This window comes from Methylorubrum sp. GM97 (assembly GCF_024347855.1).
Classification (GTDB): Bacteria; Pseudomonadota; Alphaproteobacteria; order Rhizobiales; family Beijerinckiaceae; genus Methylobacterium; species Methylobacterium extorquens.
In genome coordinates this window covers 453,218-471,267 of record NZ_AP025942.1, presented here as the reverse complement: position 1 = coordinate 471,267, position 18,050 = coordinate 453,218, and the positions used below count along the sequence as shown (strand labels likewise).

13 protein-coding genes and 1 pseudogene are annotated in these 18,050 nt (G+C 68.3%); 6 read left to right on the top strand and 8 right to left on the bottom strand.

Annotated features, from left to right (window positions below):
- The first annotated feature begins 6 nt into the window (after positions 1 to 6).
- Positions 7 to 234, top strand: coding sequence for a DUF1674 domain-containing protein (locus MSPGM_RS02260; protein WP_012252324.1), 228 nt, complete (start codon positions 7 to 9; stop codon positions 232 to 234).
- A gap of 68 nt (positions 235 to 302) precedes the next feature.
- Here the strand turns inward: MSPGM_RS02260 and MSPGM_RS02255 are convergent, their stop codons facing one another.
- Positions 303 to 1,073, bottom strand: coding sequence for an NAD kinase (locus MSPGM_RS02255; RefSeq protein WP_003604954.1), 771 nt, complete (start codon positions 1,071 to 1,073; stop codon positions 303 to 305).
- A 105-nt stretch (positions 1,074 to 1,178) separates the two neighbouring features.
- On the opposite strand from MSPGM_RS02255, the gene cutA reads away from it, so the two are divergent.
- A complete protein-coding gene (cutA, locus tag MSPGM_RS02250; RefSeq protein ID WP_003604955.1) occupies positions 1,179 to 1,502 on the top strand; it encodes a divalent-cation tolerance protein CutA in 324 nt (107 codons plus the stop codon).
- Between the two features lie 79 nt (positions 1,503 to 1,581).
- Here cutA and MSPGM_RS02245 read toward each other — a convergent pair whose 3' ends face one another.
- Entirely contained in the window at positions 1,582 to 1,743 is a 162-nt protein-coding gene (locus MSPGM_RS02245) for a hypothetical protein (protein WP_003604956.1), read from the bottom strand.
- Positions 1,744 to 2,133: 390 nt separating this feature from the next.
- Between MSPGM_RS02245 and MSPGM_RS02240 the strand changes: the two genes are divergently transcribed.
- On the top strand, positions 2,134 to 2,571 hold the full coding sequence (locus MSPGM_RS02240) for a PilZ domain-containing protein (RefSeq protein ID WP_012752083.1): 438 nt from the start codon (positions 2,134 to 2,136) through the stop codon (positions 2,569 to 2,571).
- 270 nt (positions 2,572 to 2,841) lie between these two features.
- Complete coding sequence (zwf, locus tag MSPGM_RS02235; protein WP_003604958.1) at positions 2,842 to 4,320, top strand: glucose-6-phosphate dehydrogenase; 1,479 nt, start codon at positions 2,842 to 2,844, stop codon at positions 4,318 to 4,320.
- A gap of 92 nt (positions 4,321 to 4,412) precedes the next feature.
- On the opposite strand, the gene rocF is transcribed toward zwf, so the two are convergent.
- The 4 genes and pseudogenes from rocF to MSPGM_RS02215 all read right to left on the bottom strand — a co-directional run bounded on the left by rocF (position 4,413) and on the right by MSPGM_RS02215 (position 11,928).
- Complete coding sequence (gene rocF, locus MSPGM_RS02230) at positions 4,413 to 5,339, bottom strand: arginase (protein WP_003604960.1); 927 nt, start codon at positions 5,337 to 5,339, stop codon at positions 4,413 to 4,415.
- 408 nt (positions 5,340 to 5,747) lie between these two features.
- A complete protein-coding gene (locus MSPGM_RS02225) occupies positions 5,748 to 8,108 on the bottom strand; it encodes a PAS domain-containing sensor histidine kinase (RefSeq protein WP_003604962.1) in 2,361 nt (786 codons plus the stop codon).
- A gap of 185 nt (positions 8,109 to 8,293) precedes the next feature.
- Positions 8,294 to 10,941, bottom strand: a pseudogene (gene pepN / locus MSPGM_RS02220) (aminopeptidase N).
- Between the two features lie 78 nt (positions 10,942 to 11,019).
- Positions 11,020 to 11,928 carry a hypothetical protein gene (locus MSPGM_RS02215; RefSeq protein ID WP_012752080.1) on the bottom strand — a complete coding sequence of 303 codons (909 nt, stop codon included), beginning with the start codon at positions 11,926 to 11,928 and terminating at the stop codon, positions 11,020 to 11,022.
- Between the two features lie 421 nt (positions 11,929 to 12,349).
- Between MSPGM_RS02215 and MSPGM_RS02210 the strand changes: the two genes are divergently transcribed.
- Entirely contained in the window at positions 12,350 to 12,790 is a 441-nt protein-coding gene (locus MSPGM_RS02210; protein ID WP_003605558.1) for a VOC family protein, read from the top strand.
- A 46-nt stretch (positions 12,791 to 12,836) separates the two neighbouring features.
- Here the strand turns inward: MSPGM_RS02210 and MSPGM_RS02205 are convergent, their stop codons facing one another.
- Both MSPGM_RS02205 and MSPGM_RS02200 read right to left on the bottom strand, forming a co-directional pair.
- Positions 12,837 to 13,001, bottom strand: coding sequence for a hypothetical protein (locus MSPGM_RS02205; protein ID WP_003605560.1), 165 nt, complete (start codon positions 12,999 to 13,001; stop codon positions 12,837 to 12,839).
- A 115-nt stretch (positions 13,002 to 13,116) separates the two neighbouring features.
- Positions 13,117 to 13,626 (bottom strand): hypothetical protein, encoded by a 510-nt coding sequence (locus tag MSPGM_RS02200; protein ID WP_003605562.1) that lies wholly within the window; start codon positions 13,624 to 13,626, stop codon positions 13,117 to 13,119.
- Positions 13,627 to 14,303: 677 nt separating this feature from the next.
- Between MSPGM_RS02200 and MSPGM_RS02195 the strand changes: the two genes are divergently transcribed.
- Positions 14,304 to 17,981 carry a PAS domain S-box protein gene (locus MSPGM_RS02195; RefSeq protein WP_209688001.1) on the top strand — a complete coding sequence of 1,226 codons (3,678 nt, stop codon included), beginning with the start codon at positions 14,304 to 14,306 and terminating at the stop codon, positions 17,979 to 17,981.
- Positions 17,982 to 18,050: the final 69 nt, after the last annotated feature.

Below are 18,050 nucleotides of genomic sequence, written 5' to 3'. Positions count from 1 at the left end.
CAAGCAATGAAGGAGATCGGCATGATGCAGGCGGATGCCAAGGAGAAGGACGCAGCCTCGCGCGCCCTTTCCCCGGCGGCCCAGCGCGCGCTGGCGGAAGCGGCCGAGCGGCGGGCGGCGATCGACGCCCGCGCGGCCAAGATCGCCGAGCGGCCCGAAACGCTCGGGCGCGGCGGCCTGGAGCCTGTCCGCTATGAGGACTGGGAGGTGAAGGGCCTCGCCAGCGACTTCTGACCGGACGCTGACGCAGACTCCTCGCCCGGACCCCTCGAAGGGCGTCCGGCGTCGGCCGCCGGAGCGAATCAACCGAATTGCTCGCGCAGAATGCGCTCTTCCAAGCTGTGGCCGGGGTCGTGCAGCAGCACGAGATCGGTGGCGTGGTCGAGCCATGTCTCGACCGTGCAGACGCGGCGGAACTCGGTATGGTCGGCCACCGCCGCGACGGGGCGGTGTTCGGCGTCGATCACGTCGATGCGGATGCGTGCGTGGTTCGGCAGCAACGCGCCGCGCCAGCGCCGGGGCCGGAAGGCCGAGATCGGCGTCAGCGCCAGGAGATGCGCGTTGAGCGGCAGGATCGGGCCGCCGACCGAGAGGTTGTAGGCGGTCGAGCCGGCGGGCGTCGCGGCGAGGATGCCGTCGGCGATGAGTTCCGGCAGGCGCACATGGTCGTCCACCGAGACTCGCAGCTTCGCGGTCTGGTGGGTCTGCCGCAGCATGTAGACTTCGTTGATCGCCCGCGCCGTGTGGCTGTTCCCCTCGGTGTCGGTGGCGATCATCGTCATCGGGTGGATCGTCGAACGCTTGGTCGCCTCCAGGCGTTCGAGCAGGCCTTCTTCCCGGAACTCGTTCATCAGGAAGCCGACCGTGCCGCGGTTCATGCCGTAGATCGGCTTGGGCGCGTCCATGAAGCGGTGCAGCACCTGAAGCATCAGGCCGTCGCCGCCGAGCGCGACGACGACATCCGCCTCCTCGGGCGAGACATGGTCGTAGCGGCGCATCAGCAGGTCCGCCGCCTCCCGCGCATCGGCTGTGGGGCTCGCCACGAAGGCGATCCGTGAGAAGCGACGCGGCATCCGTGCTGTCAGCCCTGTTGACGGGAAGAGGCCGAGCCGGTCTCACTCGGGGTTCGAGCCGACCACCCGCGAACGGGCGCCGGCCGGCCGAGGGAGAGCCATAGCATGGAGCGACCGCTCCTCGTCTACACGACCTTTCCCGATGCCCCGACCGCGCTCGAAATCGGGGAGGCTCTCGTGCGCGCCCGGCTCGCGGCCTGTGTGAACGTGATTCCGGGGATGCAGTCGGTCTATGCCTGGAAAGGCGCGGTCGAGCGCGGCACCGAGGTCGTCGCGATCCTCAAGACCCGGGAGGGTCTGGCCGACGCGCTGGCAGCGGAGCTGAAGCAGCGCCACCCCTACGAAACCCCGATCATCCTGCATCTGCCGGTCTCGGGGGCCGACCCGGACACCGCGGCCTGGATCGCAACGGAAACCGGCCTCGGCTGATTGAGCCGGCATGACGCGACATGCGAAGGGCGCGGACTCCGTCACCGGAGCCGCGCCCTCGAAACGTCGCTCGAGCGCTTCAGGCGCCGACGAGGGGTGAGAACGAGCGCTGCTGGTGAGCGATGCTCGCCTCGTAGCGCTCGGCTTGCAGCCTCGTCAGGCCCGCGACCAGGGCCATCGACCCGCGATAGACGGTGTAGGTGCCGTCCTGGGTCGGTTTCACGCGAATGAGCTCGGACACGGGACCTCTCCCTGCCAGGGGTCAAACTTTGAACGCGTTACGATGAGGGCAGGTTAATCGGTTGTTCATGTCTTGCAAGCGGCTTTGAGCTTCGCATCACGCAATATTTTTGCTGCATTGCAAGAAGAGCCGGCTTGTTTCGCAGTGCGGCTGTAATCACTGAAGATAAAATCCACTTTCCTGCGAATACCTTCGCAGACTTGGCCGCACATGCGGGCATCGGCAGCGTCCATTGTGCGTGTGGCGTGAGACGCGGTGCGTCTTCGATGGATGCCCGGTTGTGATGCAACGAAAAGGCTCGCTGCGGGTGGACGTTTGTCGCGGTGCAAATGTTGCATCAACACTTTGCTTGTATCGTCGGATTCAAGAAGCCTTATGCCACGGGCCCCCATGCCGGATTCCCAGCCCCCGTTTGCCGATTTCCCCTTTGACCTGACGGCCGACGAGACCGCGGCACAGGTCGAAGCGGCGCTTGTCGCGCGGCGGGAGGAACGGACATCCACGAACTGGATCGCGCTGATCCGGCTGTTCGACGGCACCGAGATCCCCTGCAACGTCAAGGATATCTCTAAATCCGGTGCCAAACTCGGCGTGCCCGCCACCTATGAATTGCCGTCCGCCTTCATGATCAGAATCATCGGCCGGGACTTCGTGCTGCGGGTCAATCTCGCATGGCGGCGGGGCAATTACGCGGGCGTCCGCATCGAACGCATCGCCAAGCTGCCGGTCGTCGAAGAGAAGAAGGCACCGGCCGCCGAGCCGGCCTCGAAGCCGACCCCGAACTACAGCTCCATCGGCACGCGCCGCAGCCGCATCTCGCCCGACTGAGACGGTGGCGCCGCGGGCGGTCGATGGGTACCGCTCTGCCGCGAGACGCAAGTCGCACCTGTGAAGGTCCTGTTCGGCGGTCTCGGCTTGTTTGTTCGGCAGCGCACTTGCAAGGCGTCGCCGTGAACCGATAACCCAGCGTGCCGGGGGCTTTTCGAGCTTCGGCAACCTCTCGGGTGTGAGCCGCGGGGCCGCAGGAGCCGTTTCTGCCGACGACCGGCACCTCGAATCCCGCGCGAAACCATCCTGCGCGAAACATGGGAGCCGCGCTTGGCCACCATCATCCCCGTCTCGCCCTTCGATTACGTCGTGTTCGGCGCAACCGGCGACCTGACGCAGCGCAAGCTCTTGCCGGCCCTCTACCAGCGCTATCGCGACGCCCAGATCCCCGAGACGAGCCGCATCATCGGCGCGTCGCGCAGCCACATGAGCGTGGAGGAGTTCCGGGAGCACGCCCGCGATGCCCTCAAGAGCTTCGTGCCGCCGGCCGAGATCGACGACGCGCGCCTCGCCGGCTTCCTCGATCACCTGTTCTACGTGGCGATCGATGCCCTGGGCGACGAGGGCTGGGACGACCTCAAAACCCTGCTCGACGAGCGCCCCGACCGGATCCGGCCCTACTATCTCGCCACCTCGCCCGATCTCTACGGCGCGATCTGCCGCAATCTCGACCGCTACGGGCTGATCGGTGAGAACAGCCGCGTCGTGCTCGAGAAGCCGATCGGCAAGGACCTGAAATCGGCCCGCGCCATCAACGATGCCGTCGGCGCGGTGTTTCCCGAGAGCCAGATCTTCCGCATCGACCACTATCTCGGCAAGGAGACGGTGCAGAACCTGCTGGCCCTGCGCTTTGCCAACACGATCTTCGAGCGGCTCTGGAACGCCGACGTGATCGACCACGTGCAGATCACGGTGGGCGAGACGGTCGGCGTCGAGGGGCGCGGCGGCTACTACGACACCTCCGGCGCCCTGCGCGACATGGTGCAGAACCATATCCTCCAGCTCCTCTGCCTCACGGCGATGGAGAGCCCGATCTCGCTCGACGCGAACTCCGTGCGCGACGAGAAGCTGAAGGTGCTGCGCGCGCTCAAACCCATCACCGCCGCCGACGTGCAGAGCGTGACCGTGCGGGGGCAGTACGTGGCCGGCGCGGTCAGCGGCCGGCCGGTGGAGAGCTACCACACCGACCTCGGCAGCAATGCCGCGAGCCGCACCGAGACCTTCGTCGCCCTCAAGCTCGAAGTGCGCAGCGGGCGCTGGGCGGGGGTGCCGTTCTACGTGCGCACCGGCAAGCGTCTGCCGAAGAAGCTGTCCGAGATCGTGGTGCAGTTCCGCGCCTCGCCCTTCTCGATCTTCCCGAACGACGCCTTCGGGCGCGAGCCGAACCGCCTCGTCATCCGTCTCCAGCCGGAGGAGGGGATGAAGCTCGAAGTGATGACCAAGGATCCGGGCCCCGGCGGCATGCGCCTGCGCCCGACCAATCTCGACATCTCGTTCGAGGAGACGTTCAAGCAGCGCTATCCCGACGCCTACGAGCGGCTTCTGATGGACGTGGTGCGCGGCAACGCCACCCTGTTCATGCGCCGCGACGAGGTGGAGGTGGCCTGGGCCTGGGCCGACACCCTGCTCAAGGCCTGGGCCGACCGACCGGACCCGCCGCGCCCCTACGCCGCCGGAAGCTGGGGACCGACCGCCTCGATCGCCCTGATCGAGCGCGACGGCCGCACTTGGCATGAGGAAATCGGCTGACGCCTCACTGGCACGAGGAAATCGGCTGACGCCTCATTGGCATGAGAGGATCGGCTGACGCCTCGGGGCATGAGGACATCGGCCGAGGTCGGTCACGCCTCCAGCGGCGGCTCGGTCGGCCGGTCGATGATGCGGCGGCCGAACAGGCTCGCCACCAGCTCGACGAGCGCCCGGGCGCTGCGCCCGCGCTCGTCAAGGAAGGGGTTCAACTCCACCACGTCGAGGGAGCCGACCAGCCCTGAATCGCACAGCATCTCCATGATGAGATGCGCTTCGCGGAACGTTGCCCCGCCCGGCACCGTCGTGCCGACGCCCGGCGCGATGGCGGGGTCGAGGAAATCCACGTCGAAGCTGACATGCAGGTAACCGTTTGCGGCCGCGACCCGGTCGAGGATGCGGCGCAGCGGCGCGACCACGCCGAACTCGTCGATGGTCCGCATATCGATGACGTTCACCTGCCGCTGCGTGACGATGGCCCGCTCGCCGGCATCGATCGAGCGCAGGCCGAACAGGTGGATGCGCCGCGGATCGAGGAGTGGGCGTTCGCCACCGTCGAACAGGTCGTCGAAACCGGGCTCGCCGCACAGGGCGGCCAGCGGCATGCCGTGGACGTTGCCGGAGGGCGATGTCTCCAGGGTGTTGAAGTCGGCATGGGCGTCGAGCCACAGCACGAAGACCGCCTGCCCGGTGCGGCCGCAATGGCGTAGCGCCCCATCGATCGAGCCGAGCGACAGGCTGTGGTCGCCGCCCGCCACGAGCGGCAGGCTTCCGCCGTCCAGGGCCGTTTCCACCGCTTGCGAGATCTCGGTCATCCAGGAGCGGATCGCCGGGAGATCGCGCTGGCCCGGCGTGCAGTCGGGGTCCAGATCGCCCTGGTCGCGGACCGTGAAGCCTAGATCCCGAAGCACCCGCAGCAATCCGGCGGTGCGCAGGGCCGCCGGCCCCATCACGGCTCCGGGCTCGCTCGTTCCGATCTCGATCGGTGCGCCGATGAGGTCGATCGTGGACGGTGCGGGCATCGAGGCTTCCGTTTGAGCAGGGCGGGTCGGGCTCTTCGCCGGCCGGGCGCGACGGCACGGCTGCCCCACGCCCTATTGTCTTACGAGCGGGGAAAGGATGCCAAGGACGGGCCAATCCTCGCCAAACCGATCCTCCACCATGACGATGACGACATGACGATCACGGTCGGACGTGGAGCTGACCGAGCTGCGGACAGGCGAGAGCGCATTCCGACGAAGTGGTCCCGACGCGGCCCTGTCCGGGGCGTCGAAATCGGAGCGCCGAATCGGTCTACGTGTACAGCGCCCGCGTCGGCTTCCGGCGCCTGTGGCAGATCCTTTTCGCCGCGCGGAGTGCCAGCGTTCGGGGTGACGCGCCGCATCGACATCGCCCGTCACGGGATCGCGACGCACCCGCCCGGCCGATCCTCAGAGGGCCGCGATTCTGTCGCCCTCAGTCCGGGCCACGCCGGTCATCTCGCCGATCGCCTGGAGCGTGTCGCGCTCGGCCTCCCGTGCGACCTCGGCGAGGCGCTCGGGCGTCGGCATAGGCAGACGCACCAGCACCAGGGTGCCGATCCCTTCCTCGGAGCGGATGCGCAGCGATCCGCCATGCAGCTCCGCGGTGGAGCGGGCGATGGCGAGGCCGAGGCCGGAGCCCTTGTAGCTGCGAGTGAGGTTGGTCTCGACCTGCTCGAACGGCCGGCCGAGCTTGGAGATCGCCGTCTTCGGGATGCCGATGCCGGTATCGCCGATGAACAGGTGGACGAAACCGTTGCAGGAGCGGCCGCGCAGGGCGACGCGGCCCCGCTCCGGGGTGAACTTCACCGCGTTCTGGATGATGTTGAGCAGGATCTGCTGGAGCGCCCGCTCGTCGGCCAGCACGTGCAGGGTGCCGGCCAGTTCGAGATCGATGGAGACGGATTTGCTCGCCGCCTCTTTGGCCACCAGCGTCAACGCGGAGGTCAGGGCCGTGCCAAGGTCGATGTCGCGGCGCACGAGCTTCACCCGCTTCGCCTCGATGCGCGACATGTGCAGGATGTCGTCGATGACCGAGAGCAGGTAGGTGCCGCTCTGCTGGATGTCGCGGCAATAATCGGCGTAGCGGGGTGAGCCGAGCGATCCGTAGACCTCGCTCTCCATCAGCTCGGCAAAGCCCATGATGGCGTTGAGCGGCGTGCGCAGCTCGTGGCTCATATTGGCCAGGAACTCGGACTTGGCCTGATTGGCGATCTCGGCGCGGGCCTTCTGGTCGAGATGACGCTCGGCGAGGTCGGCGAGCTGCTGCGTCTGGGTTTCCAAGGTGCGACGGGACCGCTTGAGATCCTTGACGGTCTCGATCAGCTCGCGTTCCGACGTGACGAGCTGCTCCTGGTGGCGCTTGAGGCTGGTGATGTCGGTGCCGACCGAGACGTATCCGCCGTCCTTGGTCCGCCGCTCGCTGACCTGGAGCCAGCGTCCGTCCGTCAGCTCCACCTCGAAGGTCCGCGACGGGCCGCGTTCCGAACCGGGAATGCCCCGGCGCACCGGGGGGAGGGCGCCCCGGCCCATGATCTCGTCGTAGCGGCGGCCGGGCACCGCATCCTCGCTGGCCAGCGCGTGCAGGTCGCGGAACTTCGAGTTGCACAGCACCAGCCGGTTGCTGGCGTCCCACAGCACGAAGGCTTCGGAGACTGCCTCCACCGCGTCGCGCAGGCGCATGTCGGCGGTGGCGGTGAACTCGGCCAGACGGCGTTGTTCGGTGACGTCCATGGCGATGCCGACGAGATGGCGGCTGCCGTCGACCGCATCCTCGACGATCTCCGCGCGGGTGCGCAGCCAGATCCATTCGCCGGACGCGTCGCGGATGCGGAACTCGTGATCGACCGTCGCGTGGCTCGCGGCGAGGTGGCGGGCGAGGCTGTAGAGGTCGCCGTCCTCGGCGTGCAGCAGGGCGTTCACGTCGCCGAAGGAGAGAAGATCCTTTTCCGGCGTGTAGCCGAGCAGGGCGTACATCGAGTCCGACCAGAAGATCGTGCCGCGGGCGATGTCCCAGTCCCAGAGGCCGCAGCGCCCACGGCCGAGCGCCGTGTCGAGGCGCTGCTTGACGAGATCGCAGACCTCGTCCGCCGCCTGCGCCCGCTGCGTCTGCAGGATGTAGGCGGTGGCCATGCCCGCCAGCACCAGGGCGATGGCCGACAGGGAGACCGCGTGGTGGCCGAACATCCGCCACCAATTGTCGGCCAGCGGCTCGAACCTCTGGACGACCGCGACTTCGCCCATCCCGTCGGCCAGGCGGCGTGCCGCGACGACCGCCTGACCGCCGGCCTGGAGGTTCACCGTCATCGCCCCGGCGCTCTCGCCGAGGATGGCGATGGGCTCACCGTCGGCGAGATACCCGGCGAAGGTTTCGGCCGGGGCAGGCGCGGGATAGGCGGCACGAATCCGGCCGCCGGGGCCGATCACCAGAACCTCGCGGCCGGCCGGCAGGAGATGGACCGGCAGCACACGCTCGAGCCGCGTCTCGGCGGCCGACGATGCGTTCGACAGGGCGAGCGCCGCGAGGCGCGCGAAGGCCTCCACCTCGCGGGTGGCCACGCGCATCGCCTCGTCGTGGCGCCCGCGCATCTGCAGGGCCGCCACGCCCAGTAGCGTGAGCATGAAGACGACGAGCAGAGCCGGAAGCGCGTAGCGAAGCCACGTCTCCGCCCGGATGAGGCGGGCCTGGGCAGTGCCGGTCGTACGTTGGATCCCGAGGATCGTGTCCGCGCGTGCGCGCGCGGACAGGGACGCGGACACCGCCCCCGACATATCGACACCTCTGCACTGTTTGGAAACGGCGCCTTGGCCTGAGCCGCGTCGGCTGCTTCGAATCGTATTCACAATGGACATCGCGGGCCGGCGTTTGTCCACGCCGTTTTTGGGGTGGAGAATTGACACCGCGCGGCCGCTGACGGCCGCACGGTGCCGAAACGCGTTCCTCAACAGACCCTTAACTAGCCGGCCAAGCTTCGCGTCCCGATATCGGTCACATCACGAGAAAGTCCGGGCGTGGCCGCGATGCGACGCAGGGCCGACTCGGCCGCGGCCCGACGCACCGGTTCGAGGCGCCGCCAGGGGCCGAAGGCGGTCATCAGGCGCGCGGCGACCTGCGGGTTGGTGCCGTCGAGCGCCAGAACGGTCTCGGCTACGAGGGCGTAGCCGGCCCCGTCCGCGCGGTTGAACTGAGTGGGGTTGGCGAGGCTGAAGCTGCCGACGAGGGAGCGCACCCGATTCGGGTTCGTATTGGCGAAGGCCGGGTGGCCCTGAAGGCGGCGGATGCGCTCCACCGTCCCGTCCTCGGGGATCATCGCTTGGATCGCGAACCACTTGTCGAGCACCAGCGGCTCGTTTGCGTAGCGCTCGGCGAAGGCGGACAAAGCCGCCTCTCGCGCTTCGCCCGGCACGAGTGCGAGGGCGGCAAGCCCGGCGAGGCGGTCGGTCATGTTGGTCGCCTGCGCGATCTGCGCCTGCGCCAGAGCCGTGCCGGCCTCCGGGTCGGCGGCGGCGATCAGGTCGAGGGCGGCGTTGCGCAGGGCCCGCCGCCCGGCTGCGGCCGCGTCGGGCGAGAACGGGGTGCCCTCCGGCTCCGCCAGAGCCTCGCGGAGGCTCAGGAGCCGCTCGCGCAGGCCCGTGCCGAGGCGACGGCGCAGATCGCGGCGCGCGGCAAAGATGGCGTCCGGATCGATCTCGGTTCCGATCTCGTCGGCGAGGTCGCCCTCGCTTGGCAGGGCCAGAACCTGCGCGGCGAAGGCCGGGTCGCGCAGGGCCTCCGCATCGAGGAACGCGCCGAGCGCGACGACGAAGTCGTCGGCGCCCGCGTCCCCGGCCGTCTCGTCGCGCACCTGCGCCGTCATGAGCCCGAGGGCGATGCGCTGGGCCGCCTCCCAGCGGTTGAAGCTGTCGGGGTCGTGGCGCAGCAGGGTCAGGCGCGCGGCGTCGTCGAGGGGGCTCTCGACGCGGACCGGCGCGGAGAACGCGCGGAACAGCGATGGCACGGGTTCTGCGGCGACATTCTCGAAGGTCACGGCATCCTCGGCGGTCTCGAGCACGAACACGCCGTCCTCGACCCGCTCGGCGAAGGGGGGGCGAGCGGGCCGTCGAGAGGGCCATCCGGGCCGACGAGGCCGAGGCCGATCGGGATGACGAGGGGCGGCGCATCCGCCCCGGCGCCGGGGCGCGTCTGGCGGAAGGCGAGGCGGTAGGTTCGGGCCGCGGGGTCGTAGCTGCCGGAAACGGCGACCCGCGGCGTGCCCGGCCGCTCGTACCATTCGGCAAAGCGCGAGAGGTCGCGGCCGGTCACGGCCTCGAACGCCTTCAAAAAGTCCTCGACGGTGGCGGCCGTGCCGTCGTTGTCGGCGAAATAGCGGTCCATGCCGGCGCGGAACGCGGTCTCGCCGATCAGCGTGCGCAGCATCCGCACGATCTCGGCGCCCTTCTCGTAGACGGTCGCCGTGTAGAAGTTGTTGATCTCGGCATATTGCTTCGGCCGCACCGGGTGGGCCAGCGGCCCGGCATCCTCGGGAAACTGGCGGGCGCGCAGGTTGCGCACCTCGGCGATCCGGTGGACGGCGCGCGAGCGCATGTCGGAGGAGAATTCCTGGTCGCGGAAGACGGTCAGGCCCTCCTTGAGGCAGAGCTGGAACCAGTCGCGGCAGGTGACGCGGTTGCCCGACCAGTTGTGGAAGTATTCGTGGGCGATGATCGCTTCGATCGCGGCGTAGTCGCCGTCGGTCGCGGTCTCGGGGCTGGCGAGGACGTATTTATCGTTGAAGATGTTGAGGCCCTTGTTCTCCATCGCCCCCATGTTGAAGTCGGAGACGGCCACGACGTTGAATAGGTCGAGGTCGTAAGCACGGCCGAACGCCGTCTCGTCCCAGGCCATGGAGCGTTCCACCGCGTCCAGCGCGTAGGCGGCCCGGTCCGCTTTTCCCGGCTCGACATAGACCGCGATCTCGACCGCGCGGCCCTCCATGGTGGTGAAGGGCTTGGCCACCCGGTCGAGCCGCCCGCCCACCAGGGCGAACAGATAGGCCGGCTTGGGCAGCGGGTCGTGCCAGACCGCGTAATGCCGGTCCGTCCCCGGCACCGTGCCCGCCTCGACCGGATTGCCGTTGCCGAGCAGGACCGGGGCGGCCTCCCGCTCCGCCTCGATGCGGGTGGTGTAGACCGACAGCACGTCCGGCCGGTCGAGGAAGTAGGTGATCCGCCGGAAGCCGTCGGCCTCGCACTGGGTGCAGTAGACGCCGTTGGAGCGGTAGAGGCCCATCAGCCGGGTGTTGGCGGTGGGGTCGAGCCGCGTCTCGATCCGCAGGGTGAACGGACGCTGCGGCGGCCTGTGCAGCGTCAGGCCCGAGGCATCGGCCCGGACGGCGTCCGGCGCCGGCGCCTGCCCGTCGAGTTCGAGCGCCAGCAGCGTGAGGTCGTCGCCGTCGAGAACGAGGGGCGCGCCCGCACGGCCCGCCGGGTTCGGGCGCAGCGCCAGGGTTGCGGTCACGCGGGTGTCGTGCGGGTCGAGGCGCACGTCGAGCTCGACCCGGTCGATGAGGTGGTCGCTCGGGCGGTAGTCTTCGAGGCGAACGGTCGGGGGCGTCTCGGTGCGCATCGGTTTGGACTCGCCGTCGGGAAAAGCGTCCCGTCTTCTAGAGGCGATCCCTGCCGAGCGGAATCCGTTGCGGATCGATCAGGCCGTGGAGACAGCCTGTTTCGCCTGATGCCGAAGGGCGAGCCGGTAGGTCAGGTCGCTCTGCGCCAGGCTGCCCGCGATGAAGCGATCGAACGCGGTCACCCAGTGCGGGGTGAGGTGGATGTAGGCGTTGCGCGGCCCCGAGCGGACGAGGAAATTCCGCTCCTGCGCAACGGCCAGAATGTTGCGCACATGGCTCAGGGAGACGGCGAAGCGCGGCGCGAGATGGACGAGATCCGATCCGCGGATGCGGCTCTCCGGGCCGCTGCCGCCCATCTCCGAGAGCGTCAGCAGGATGATCAGCGCGCTCGTGCTGCTGAGAAAGACGATGATCTCGAGGTTGCTCCACATCATGGCGATGATCGCGTCGAAGGCTGCGACGGCGGATCGGGCGTGGGCCGCCTGGAAGTCCAAGTCGCGTCGCCGCGCCGGTTCGAAACCCGGATCGGGGTAGAGAATATCGAGCGGTGCGTAGTGGGCGGCCTTCCACTCGCGATCCCAGGCCAGGAGGCGCTCGGTCGGAAACAGGAGGCGCACGCGGCTGTCCCCCGGCTGCTGCCGGAGTTCGAGATAGTTGGTCTGCACGAGGCGCGCGACGAAGCTGTCGATCAGCCTCGGACTGGCGAAGCCGAAACGGGCAACCGTCTCCTTGAGCAGGCTCAGCGTCGGCCAGGTCGCCCGGTCCGCCGGATCGTAATTGGCATGCTGACAGACGATGATGGCGAGGGTGGTCACCCGCCCCGCATCGGCGCCGAACTGGGCGGGAAACACGCCGGATTCGTAGACCTTCGCATGTTCCGAGACGAAGACGCGGCGCGCCGCGGCAAAGTCGGGATGGGCCAGGATCTGCTCGGGGGTCGCGTGTTCGACCTCTCCGACCCCCCGGATGACCGAGCCGGCAATCATGCGCCGTCTCCCGGTCGCGGCATGCCCGATTCGACGATCATCGCAGGCCGGGACGCGGCGAATCTTAGCTGTTGCCATTTCGGGAAACAAAAGCTCTTAAATGCTATAATATGCATCGACGCCAAGTCAGTTGCGAAGGAATGCCTTCTATTTTTCAATGCCATGTCACTATAATTTAACGGAAAGCTTGCGAGACGCGATAGTGATCGTAATTGGATCAAGCAATTGCCACAAGAGAAGCTTTTTTCAAATGGATGTTATTCACCGGCAGTCCGGTCGAATCCGGCGGGCGCCGCCGGTCGAACGGCCGTTTGGCCGCCGCTGGCTGACTGGCCGCGCGGGAGCCTGATCGGTCGCCCCGTTGACGGGTTTGCGTGCCGGGCCAGATAGCCGGACATCCCTGTCATCATCCGGTGTGGCCATGGAATACTTGCACACGATGGTTCGCGTGGCGGACCTCGACCGCGCGCTCGCCTTCTACGTCGATGCCTTCGGGCTCAAGGAGGTCCGGCGCGTCGAGAATGAGAAGGGCCGCTTCACCCTCGTCTTCCTCGCCGCTCCGGGGGATGTCGAGCGGGCCGAGGCGACGAAATCGCCGCTGATCGAGCTGACCTACAATTGGGATCCCGAGACCTATTCCGGCGGGCGCAACTTCGGGCACCTCGCCTATCAGGTCGATGACATCTACGCCTTCTGCCAGCGGCTGAAGGATGCGGGCGTGACCATCAACCGGCCGCCGCGCGACGGGTACATGGCCTTCGTGCGCTCGCCCGACGGCATTTCCATCGAGATCCTGCAGAAGGGCGGGGCGAAGCCCCCGCAGGAGCCGTGGGCCTCCATGGAGAACACCGGAACCTGGTAGGTCCGGCGGGTGGGCGCCCGGGCGCGATGCCCCGGCGCCCGTCCGGTCAAAGCTCGAGCTTGGGCGTGATGCCGAGTTCGGCGAGCTTGGCGCAGACCGCATCGACCGGCCGCTTGAGCCGCAGGCTGATGACGGAGAGGGGTATGCCCTCGCGGGCCATGCTGCGCAGGCTCTGGACGGCGTCGAGGCTCCAGTTGGTATCGACCGACATGGCTTCCTCCTGTTTTTCAGGCGGCACGTTCCTCAGGCGGCAAGGCGATCCGGGGAGACATCCCGCGGATCGCTTCGCTCGAACGAGGTGGATCGCCGAGGCAGACGCGGCAAGCTCACGCCGAACATCTGTGCATGCTCGCAAGTTGGGCGGCCCGAAGCGTCGGCCGGCCCTGGAGCGCCCCGCGGAGCGGAACGCGCAGGCTTGAGCGCTCGACGGCGAGGAGGATGTTGCATCCCCCCACCACGGCGCCCGTCCCGTCGCGCAACGCCGTCGGGTAAGGCAGGAACGCCATCCGGCTTCCGTCCGGCCGTTCGAGGCCGATCTGGACGCCGCGCACTGGGCGCGCGCCTTTGAGGGTGAGCGCCATCGGCGACAGGTCGTGCGGCAGCGGCGCGCCGTCCGCCTCGAACAGCCGCCAAGCGCCGCACCAGCGCGCCTTGCCGATCACGGGGCGGAATCCCCAAAGCTGTGCGGCGGCTTCGTTGTAGTAGGTCAGCCAGCCGTTGGAATCAGTGGTATAGAGTGGCGCGTCGATCTGCCGGAACAGATCGGCCCGCGACGGCTCGTAGTTCCAGTCCGAATCGGGCGCGTCGAAATCGTAGGCGAAATCGTCCGTGTTCATCAGGCTCCCCACGACGTCCGGGCATTCGAAATGCCCGCTGCCAGCACTTCGTGCCCCCCTCTGTCATGGGTTCCTGGGGACCTCCCGGCGCCTCGGCCGGTTTGGAAGGTCCTTCGGAGCGGTGCCGAAGCGCCACCCTCCAGATCGTCCAACCCTTGCGGGATTGTGCCTCGAAGCTTCCGGGGGCGGTCGCTCCTCGACGCCATGAACGGCATGTTGGGCCGAACTGGGCTCTCTCGCCGGGTCTGATACGGACGAGGGGTAGAATGCACGTCTCGCCGCATGAGGCAAGCACTTCGACGACATTTCATGAGCCGAACGGCTGATTACGATCGTTCGAACTTATTGCAATGCAAAAAAGGACTAGGTTTCGTGGGTGATGATGCAGGTTCCGTTTTCGGCGACGCAGCGAATACCACATTTGTTGTGTGTCATGTCCGTCATGTCGGAATCGTCTGCCCGATGCCCGTGTCCGATCGAAGGCTCACAAAGCGTGTTTCTGCGGGTTCCGCATTGATCCGCCGCAAGAATCGGATGCACAGCCCTCACCAGCCTTCTCGGATACAACCTGTCGCAAGGGACATATCTGCGAGGGAGCCCTCTCTGTCCCATCGGTCCGCAGCCGCCGTGCCCGCCCCCGGTTCAGATCGCGTTCAAGGCCGGCGGAAGGTCGTTCGATGACCCGAATGCGCAACGGCGAGGGCGTGCCGACGTCCCTGCGCTTCCTCGAGGAGGGCGGGCAGACGGGCCGGGAGATCCTGGCCTATCCCTGGTCGGACACGCCGCTCGGCCCACTGGAGGAATGGCCGGTCTCCCTCCGCACGACGCTGGCGACGATGCTGGCCTGCCCGGCCGCGATGTTCCTCGCGTGGGGACCCGAGGGGATTTCCTTCTTCAACGATGCCTACCGGCCGGTCTTCGGCGACCGCTTGCGCCGGGCCCTGGGTGCGCGCTTTCGCGAGATCTGGGCCGACCTGTGGGAGGATATCGGCCCGCTGGTCGATGCCGCTCTGCGCGGCGAAAGCGTGGCCCAGCGCAACCTGCCGCTCCTCATGGACCGCTACGGGGTGCCCGAGGAGAGCTGGTGGAGCTTCACCTATTCGCCGGTGCGCGACGATGCGGGCCGCATCAACGGCATGATCTGCGTCACGGCGGAAACGACTGCCGAGGTGCTGGCCGAGCGCGCGCGTCGCCGCAGCGACGAGCGCCTGGAGATGGCGCTCTCGGCCGGAGGCAGTATCGGCATCTGGGATTGGGACGTCGCGGCCGATCGCGTCACCGCCGATCCGCGCTTTGCCGCGCTCTACGGCGTCGATCCGGAGATGGCGGCGGCCGGGGCGCCCATCGCCGCATTCTTTTCCGGGGTGCACCCCGACGACCTGCCAAGCCTGAAAGCGAGCATCGGGGCGGTGTTCGGCACGGGCGGGCAGTTCGATGCGGAGTACCGCCTCGTTCAGGGCGATGGCAGCATCCGCTGGGTCGCCGCCCAGGGTCGCTGCACTCTCGGCGAGGATGGGACGCCGCGCCACTTCCCCGGCGTCAGCTTCGACATCACCGAGCGCAAGCGCATCGAGCAGGCGCTCCGCGACAGCCAGGACCGTTTCCGCGGCATCATCAATTCGGTCGATCAGATGATCTGGTCGACGCGGCCCGACGGCTACCACGACTTCTATAACGAGCGCTGGTACGCCTTCACCGGCGTCCCCGCCGGCACGACCGACGGCGAGGCCTGGAACGGGATGTTCCATCCCGATGACCGCGAGCGGGCCTGGGCGGCATGGCAGCACGCCCTCGCCACGGGTGAAAACTACCAGATCGAGTATCGCCTGCGGCACCGCTCCGGCCTCTACCGCTGGGTGCTCGGCCGGGCACAGCCGGTGCGCGATGCGGATGGGCGGATCGTCCGCTGGTTCGGCACCTGCACCGATATCCACGACCGCAAGCTCGCCGAAGAACGCCAAGCCTTCCTGCTCGGCCTTAACGACCGGCTGCGGGAGGCGGACGAGCCGCAGGCGGTGACGCTGGCCGCGGCCGCGACGCTCGGCGCCCATATCGGCGTGGCGCGGGCCGGCTACGGCGAGATCGACGAGACCGGCGAGATCGTACGGGTCGAGCGCGACTGGACCCGCGACCCGTCGGTGCCGAGCCTCGCGGGCGCATCGCGCATCCTCGACGGATTCGGCCCGGCGGTGATCGCGGAATTGCGGGCCGGGCTCACCCTCGTGGTGGAGGATTGCTACGCCGACCCGCGGGCCGGGCACGATTATGCGGCGACGTGGGATTCGATCGGCTGCCGCTCTCTCGTCGTCGTCCCGCTGATCCGCGAGGGGCGGTTGCGGGCGATCCTCTACCTGCACGAGCCGAAGCCGCGGGTCTGGCGTGCCGAGGAGATCGGGCTGGTCGAGGATGTCGCCCAGCGCGTCGGCCATGCCGCCGAGCGCGCCCGCGCGGAGCAGGCCGAGCGCGCCAACGCCCGCGAACTGCGCCTGATCGCCGATTCGCTGCCGGTCCTCATCGCCCTGTTCGATGCGGACGGCGTGTGCCGCTTCGCCAATGCCGCCAGCGCCGACTGGTTCGGCGCCGCCCCGGCGGAGTCGGTCGGGCAGACGCTCGCCGCGCTGATCGGGCCTGCGGATTTCGCCGAGGCGCGGCCACGCTTCGAGAGCGCCCGCGCCGGCCGCGACGTGCGCGCCGAGCGGGCCTGGCCGCGCCGGGACGGCAGCCCGCGTATCGCCGACATCCGCTACCTGCCGCGACCGATGCCGGACGGCTCGACCGACGGGGCCTACCTGTTCGTCACCGACATCTCGGATGCCAAGCGCATCGAGGCGATGCTGGAGCGCGAGGTCGGCGAGCGTACGCGCGAGCGCGACCGCCTCTGGCAGACCACCAATGACCTGATGGGGACGGCCGGCCTCGACGGCCATCTCCGCAGCGTCAATCCGGCCTGGGGGCGCCTGCTCGGCTGGAGCGAGCAGGAGCTGCTCGAACGCCCCTTCCTCGATTTCATCGACCCCGAGGACCATGCCGGCACCGGTGCTGTGCTGGCCCGGCTCGCCGGGAGCGACCAGATCACCGATTTCGTCGATCGCATCCTCAGCAAGGACGGACGCCGCCGCACGGTCATGTGGACGGCGGTGCCCGAGAGCGGCTGCTTCCATATCGTCGGCCGCGACATCACCGACCAGCGGCTTGCCGAGGAGCAATTGCGGCAGGCGCAGAAGATGGAAGCGGTCGGCCAGTTGACCGGCGGCATCGCCCACGACTTCAACAACCTACTGACGGGCATCATCGGTTCGCTCGACCTGATGCAGACCCGCATCGCCCAGGGCCGGATCGACACCCTGGAGCGCTATGCCGGGGCGGCCCTCACCTCGGCGCACCGGGCCGCGTCGCTGACCCATCGCCTGCTCGCCTTCGCCCGGCGCCAGCCGCTCGAACAAAAGCCCGTCGATGTGAATGTGCTGCTGGCCGGCATGGAGGAGATGCTGCGGCGCGCGCTCCCCGAGCAGGTCCATCTCGATATCGTCGCGACGGAGGGCGTCTGGCCCACCCTCTGCGATCCGCACCAGCTCGAGAACGCGGTGCTCAATCTCGCCATCAACGCGCGCGACGCCATGCCGGAGGGCGGCCGGCTCGTGGTCGAGACCAGCAATGCCCATCTCGGGCCCGCCGATCTCCGCCTGCATTCGGGCGCCCGCGAAGGTGCCTATGTCTGCATCCGCGTCACCGATACGGGCCACGGCATGCCGCCGGAGGTCGCGGCCCGGGCCTTCGAGCCGTTCTTCACGACCAAGCCCCTCGGCATGGGGACTGGTCTCGGCCTGTCGATGATCTACGGTTTCGCCCGCCAGTCGGAGGGACATGCCCGGATCCTGTCCGAGCCCGGCCGGGGAACGACGGTGACGATCTGTCTGCCCCGCTACCGTGGTGCGCTGTCGTCTGAGCGCGCGTCGGCCTTACCGCCCGAGCCGGCGCGTTCGGAGCGGAACGAGACGGTCCTCGTGGTCGAGGACGAGCTGGTGGTGCGCGACCTCGTCGTGGAAGTGCTGCGCGAGCTCGGCTACCGCGCGATCGAGGCACCGGACGGGCCGTCCGGCCTGGAGATCGTGCGATCCTCCGCCCGGATCGATCTTCTGGTCACCGATGTCGGCCTGCCCGGCCTCAACGGGCGCCAACTCGCAGACCACGCCCGCACCCTGCGGCCCGAACTGAGGGTGCTGTTCATGACGGGGTACGCCGAGAACGCGACGTTCGGCGGGGGCCCGCTCGATCCGGACATGCAGATGATCACCAAGCCGTTTCCGGTCGAACGGCTCGCCGCGCGCATCCGCGAGATGATGGAGCTTTCGTGAAACTTGGTCTCACCGTGGCTTGTAACGAAGGCTTTTCCGGCCGACAGGACACATCGACTTGTGGAAGGC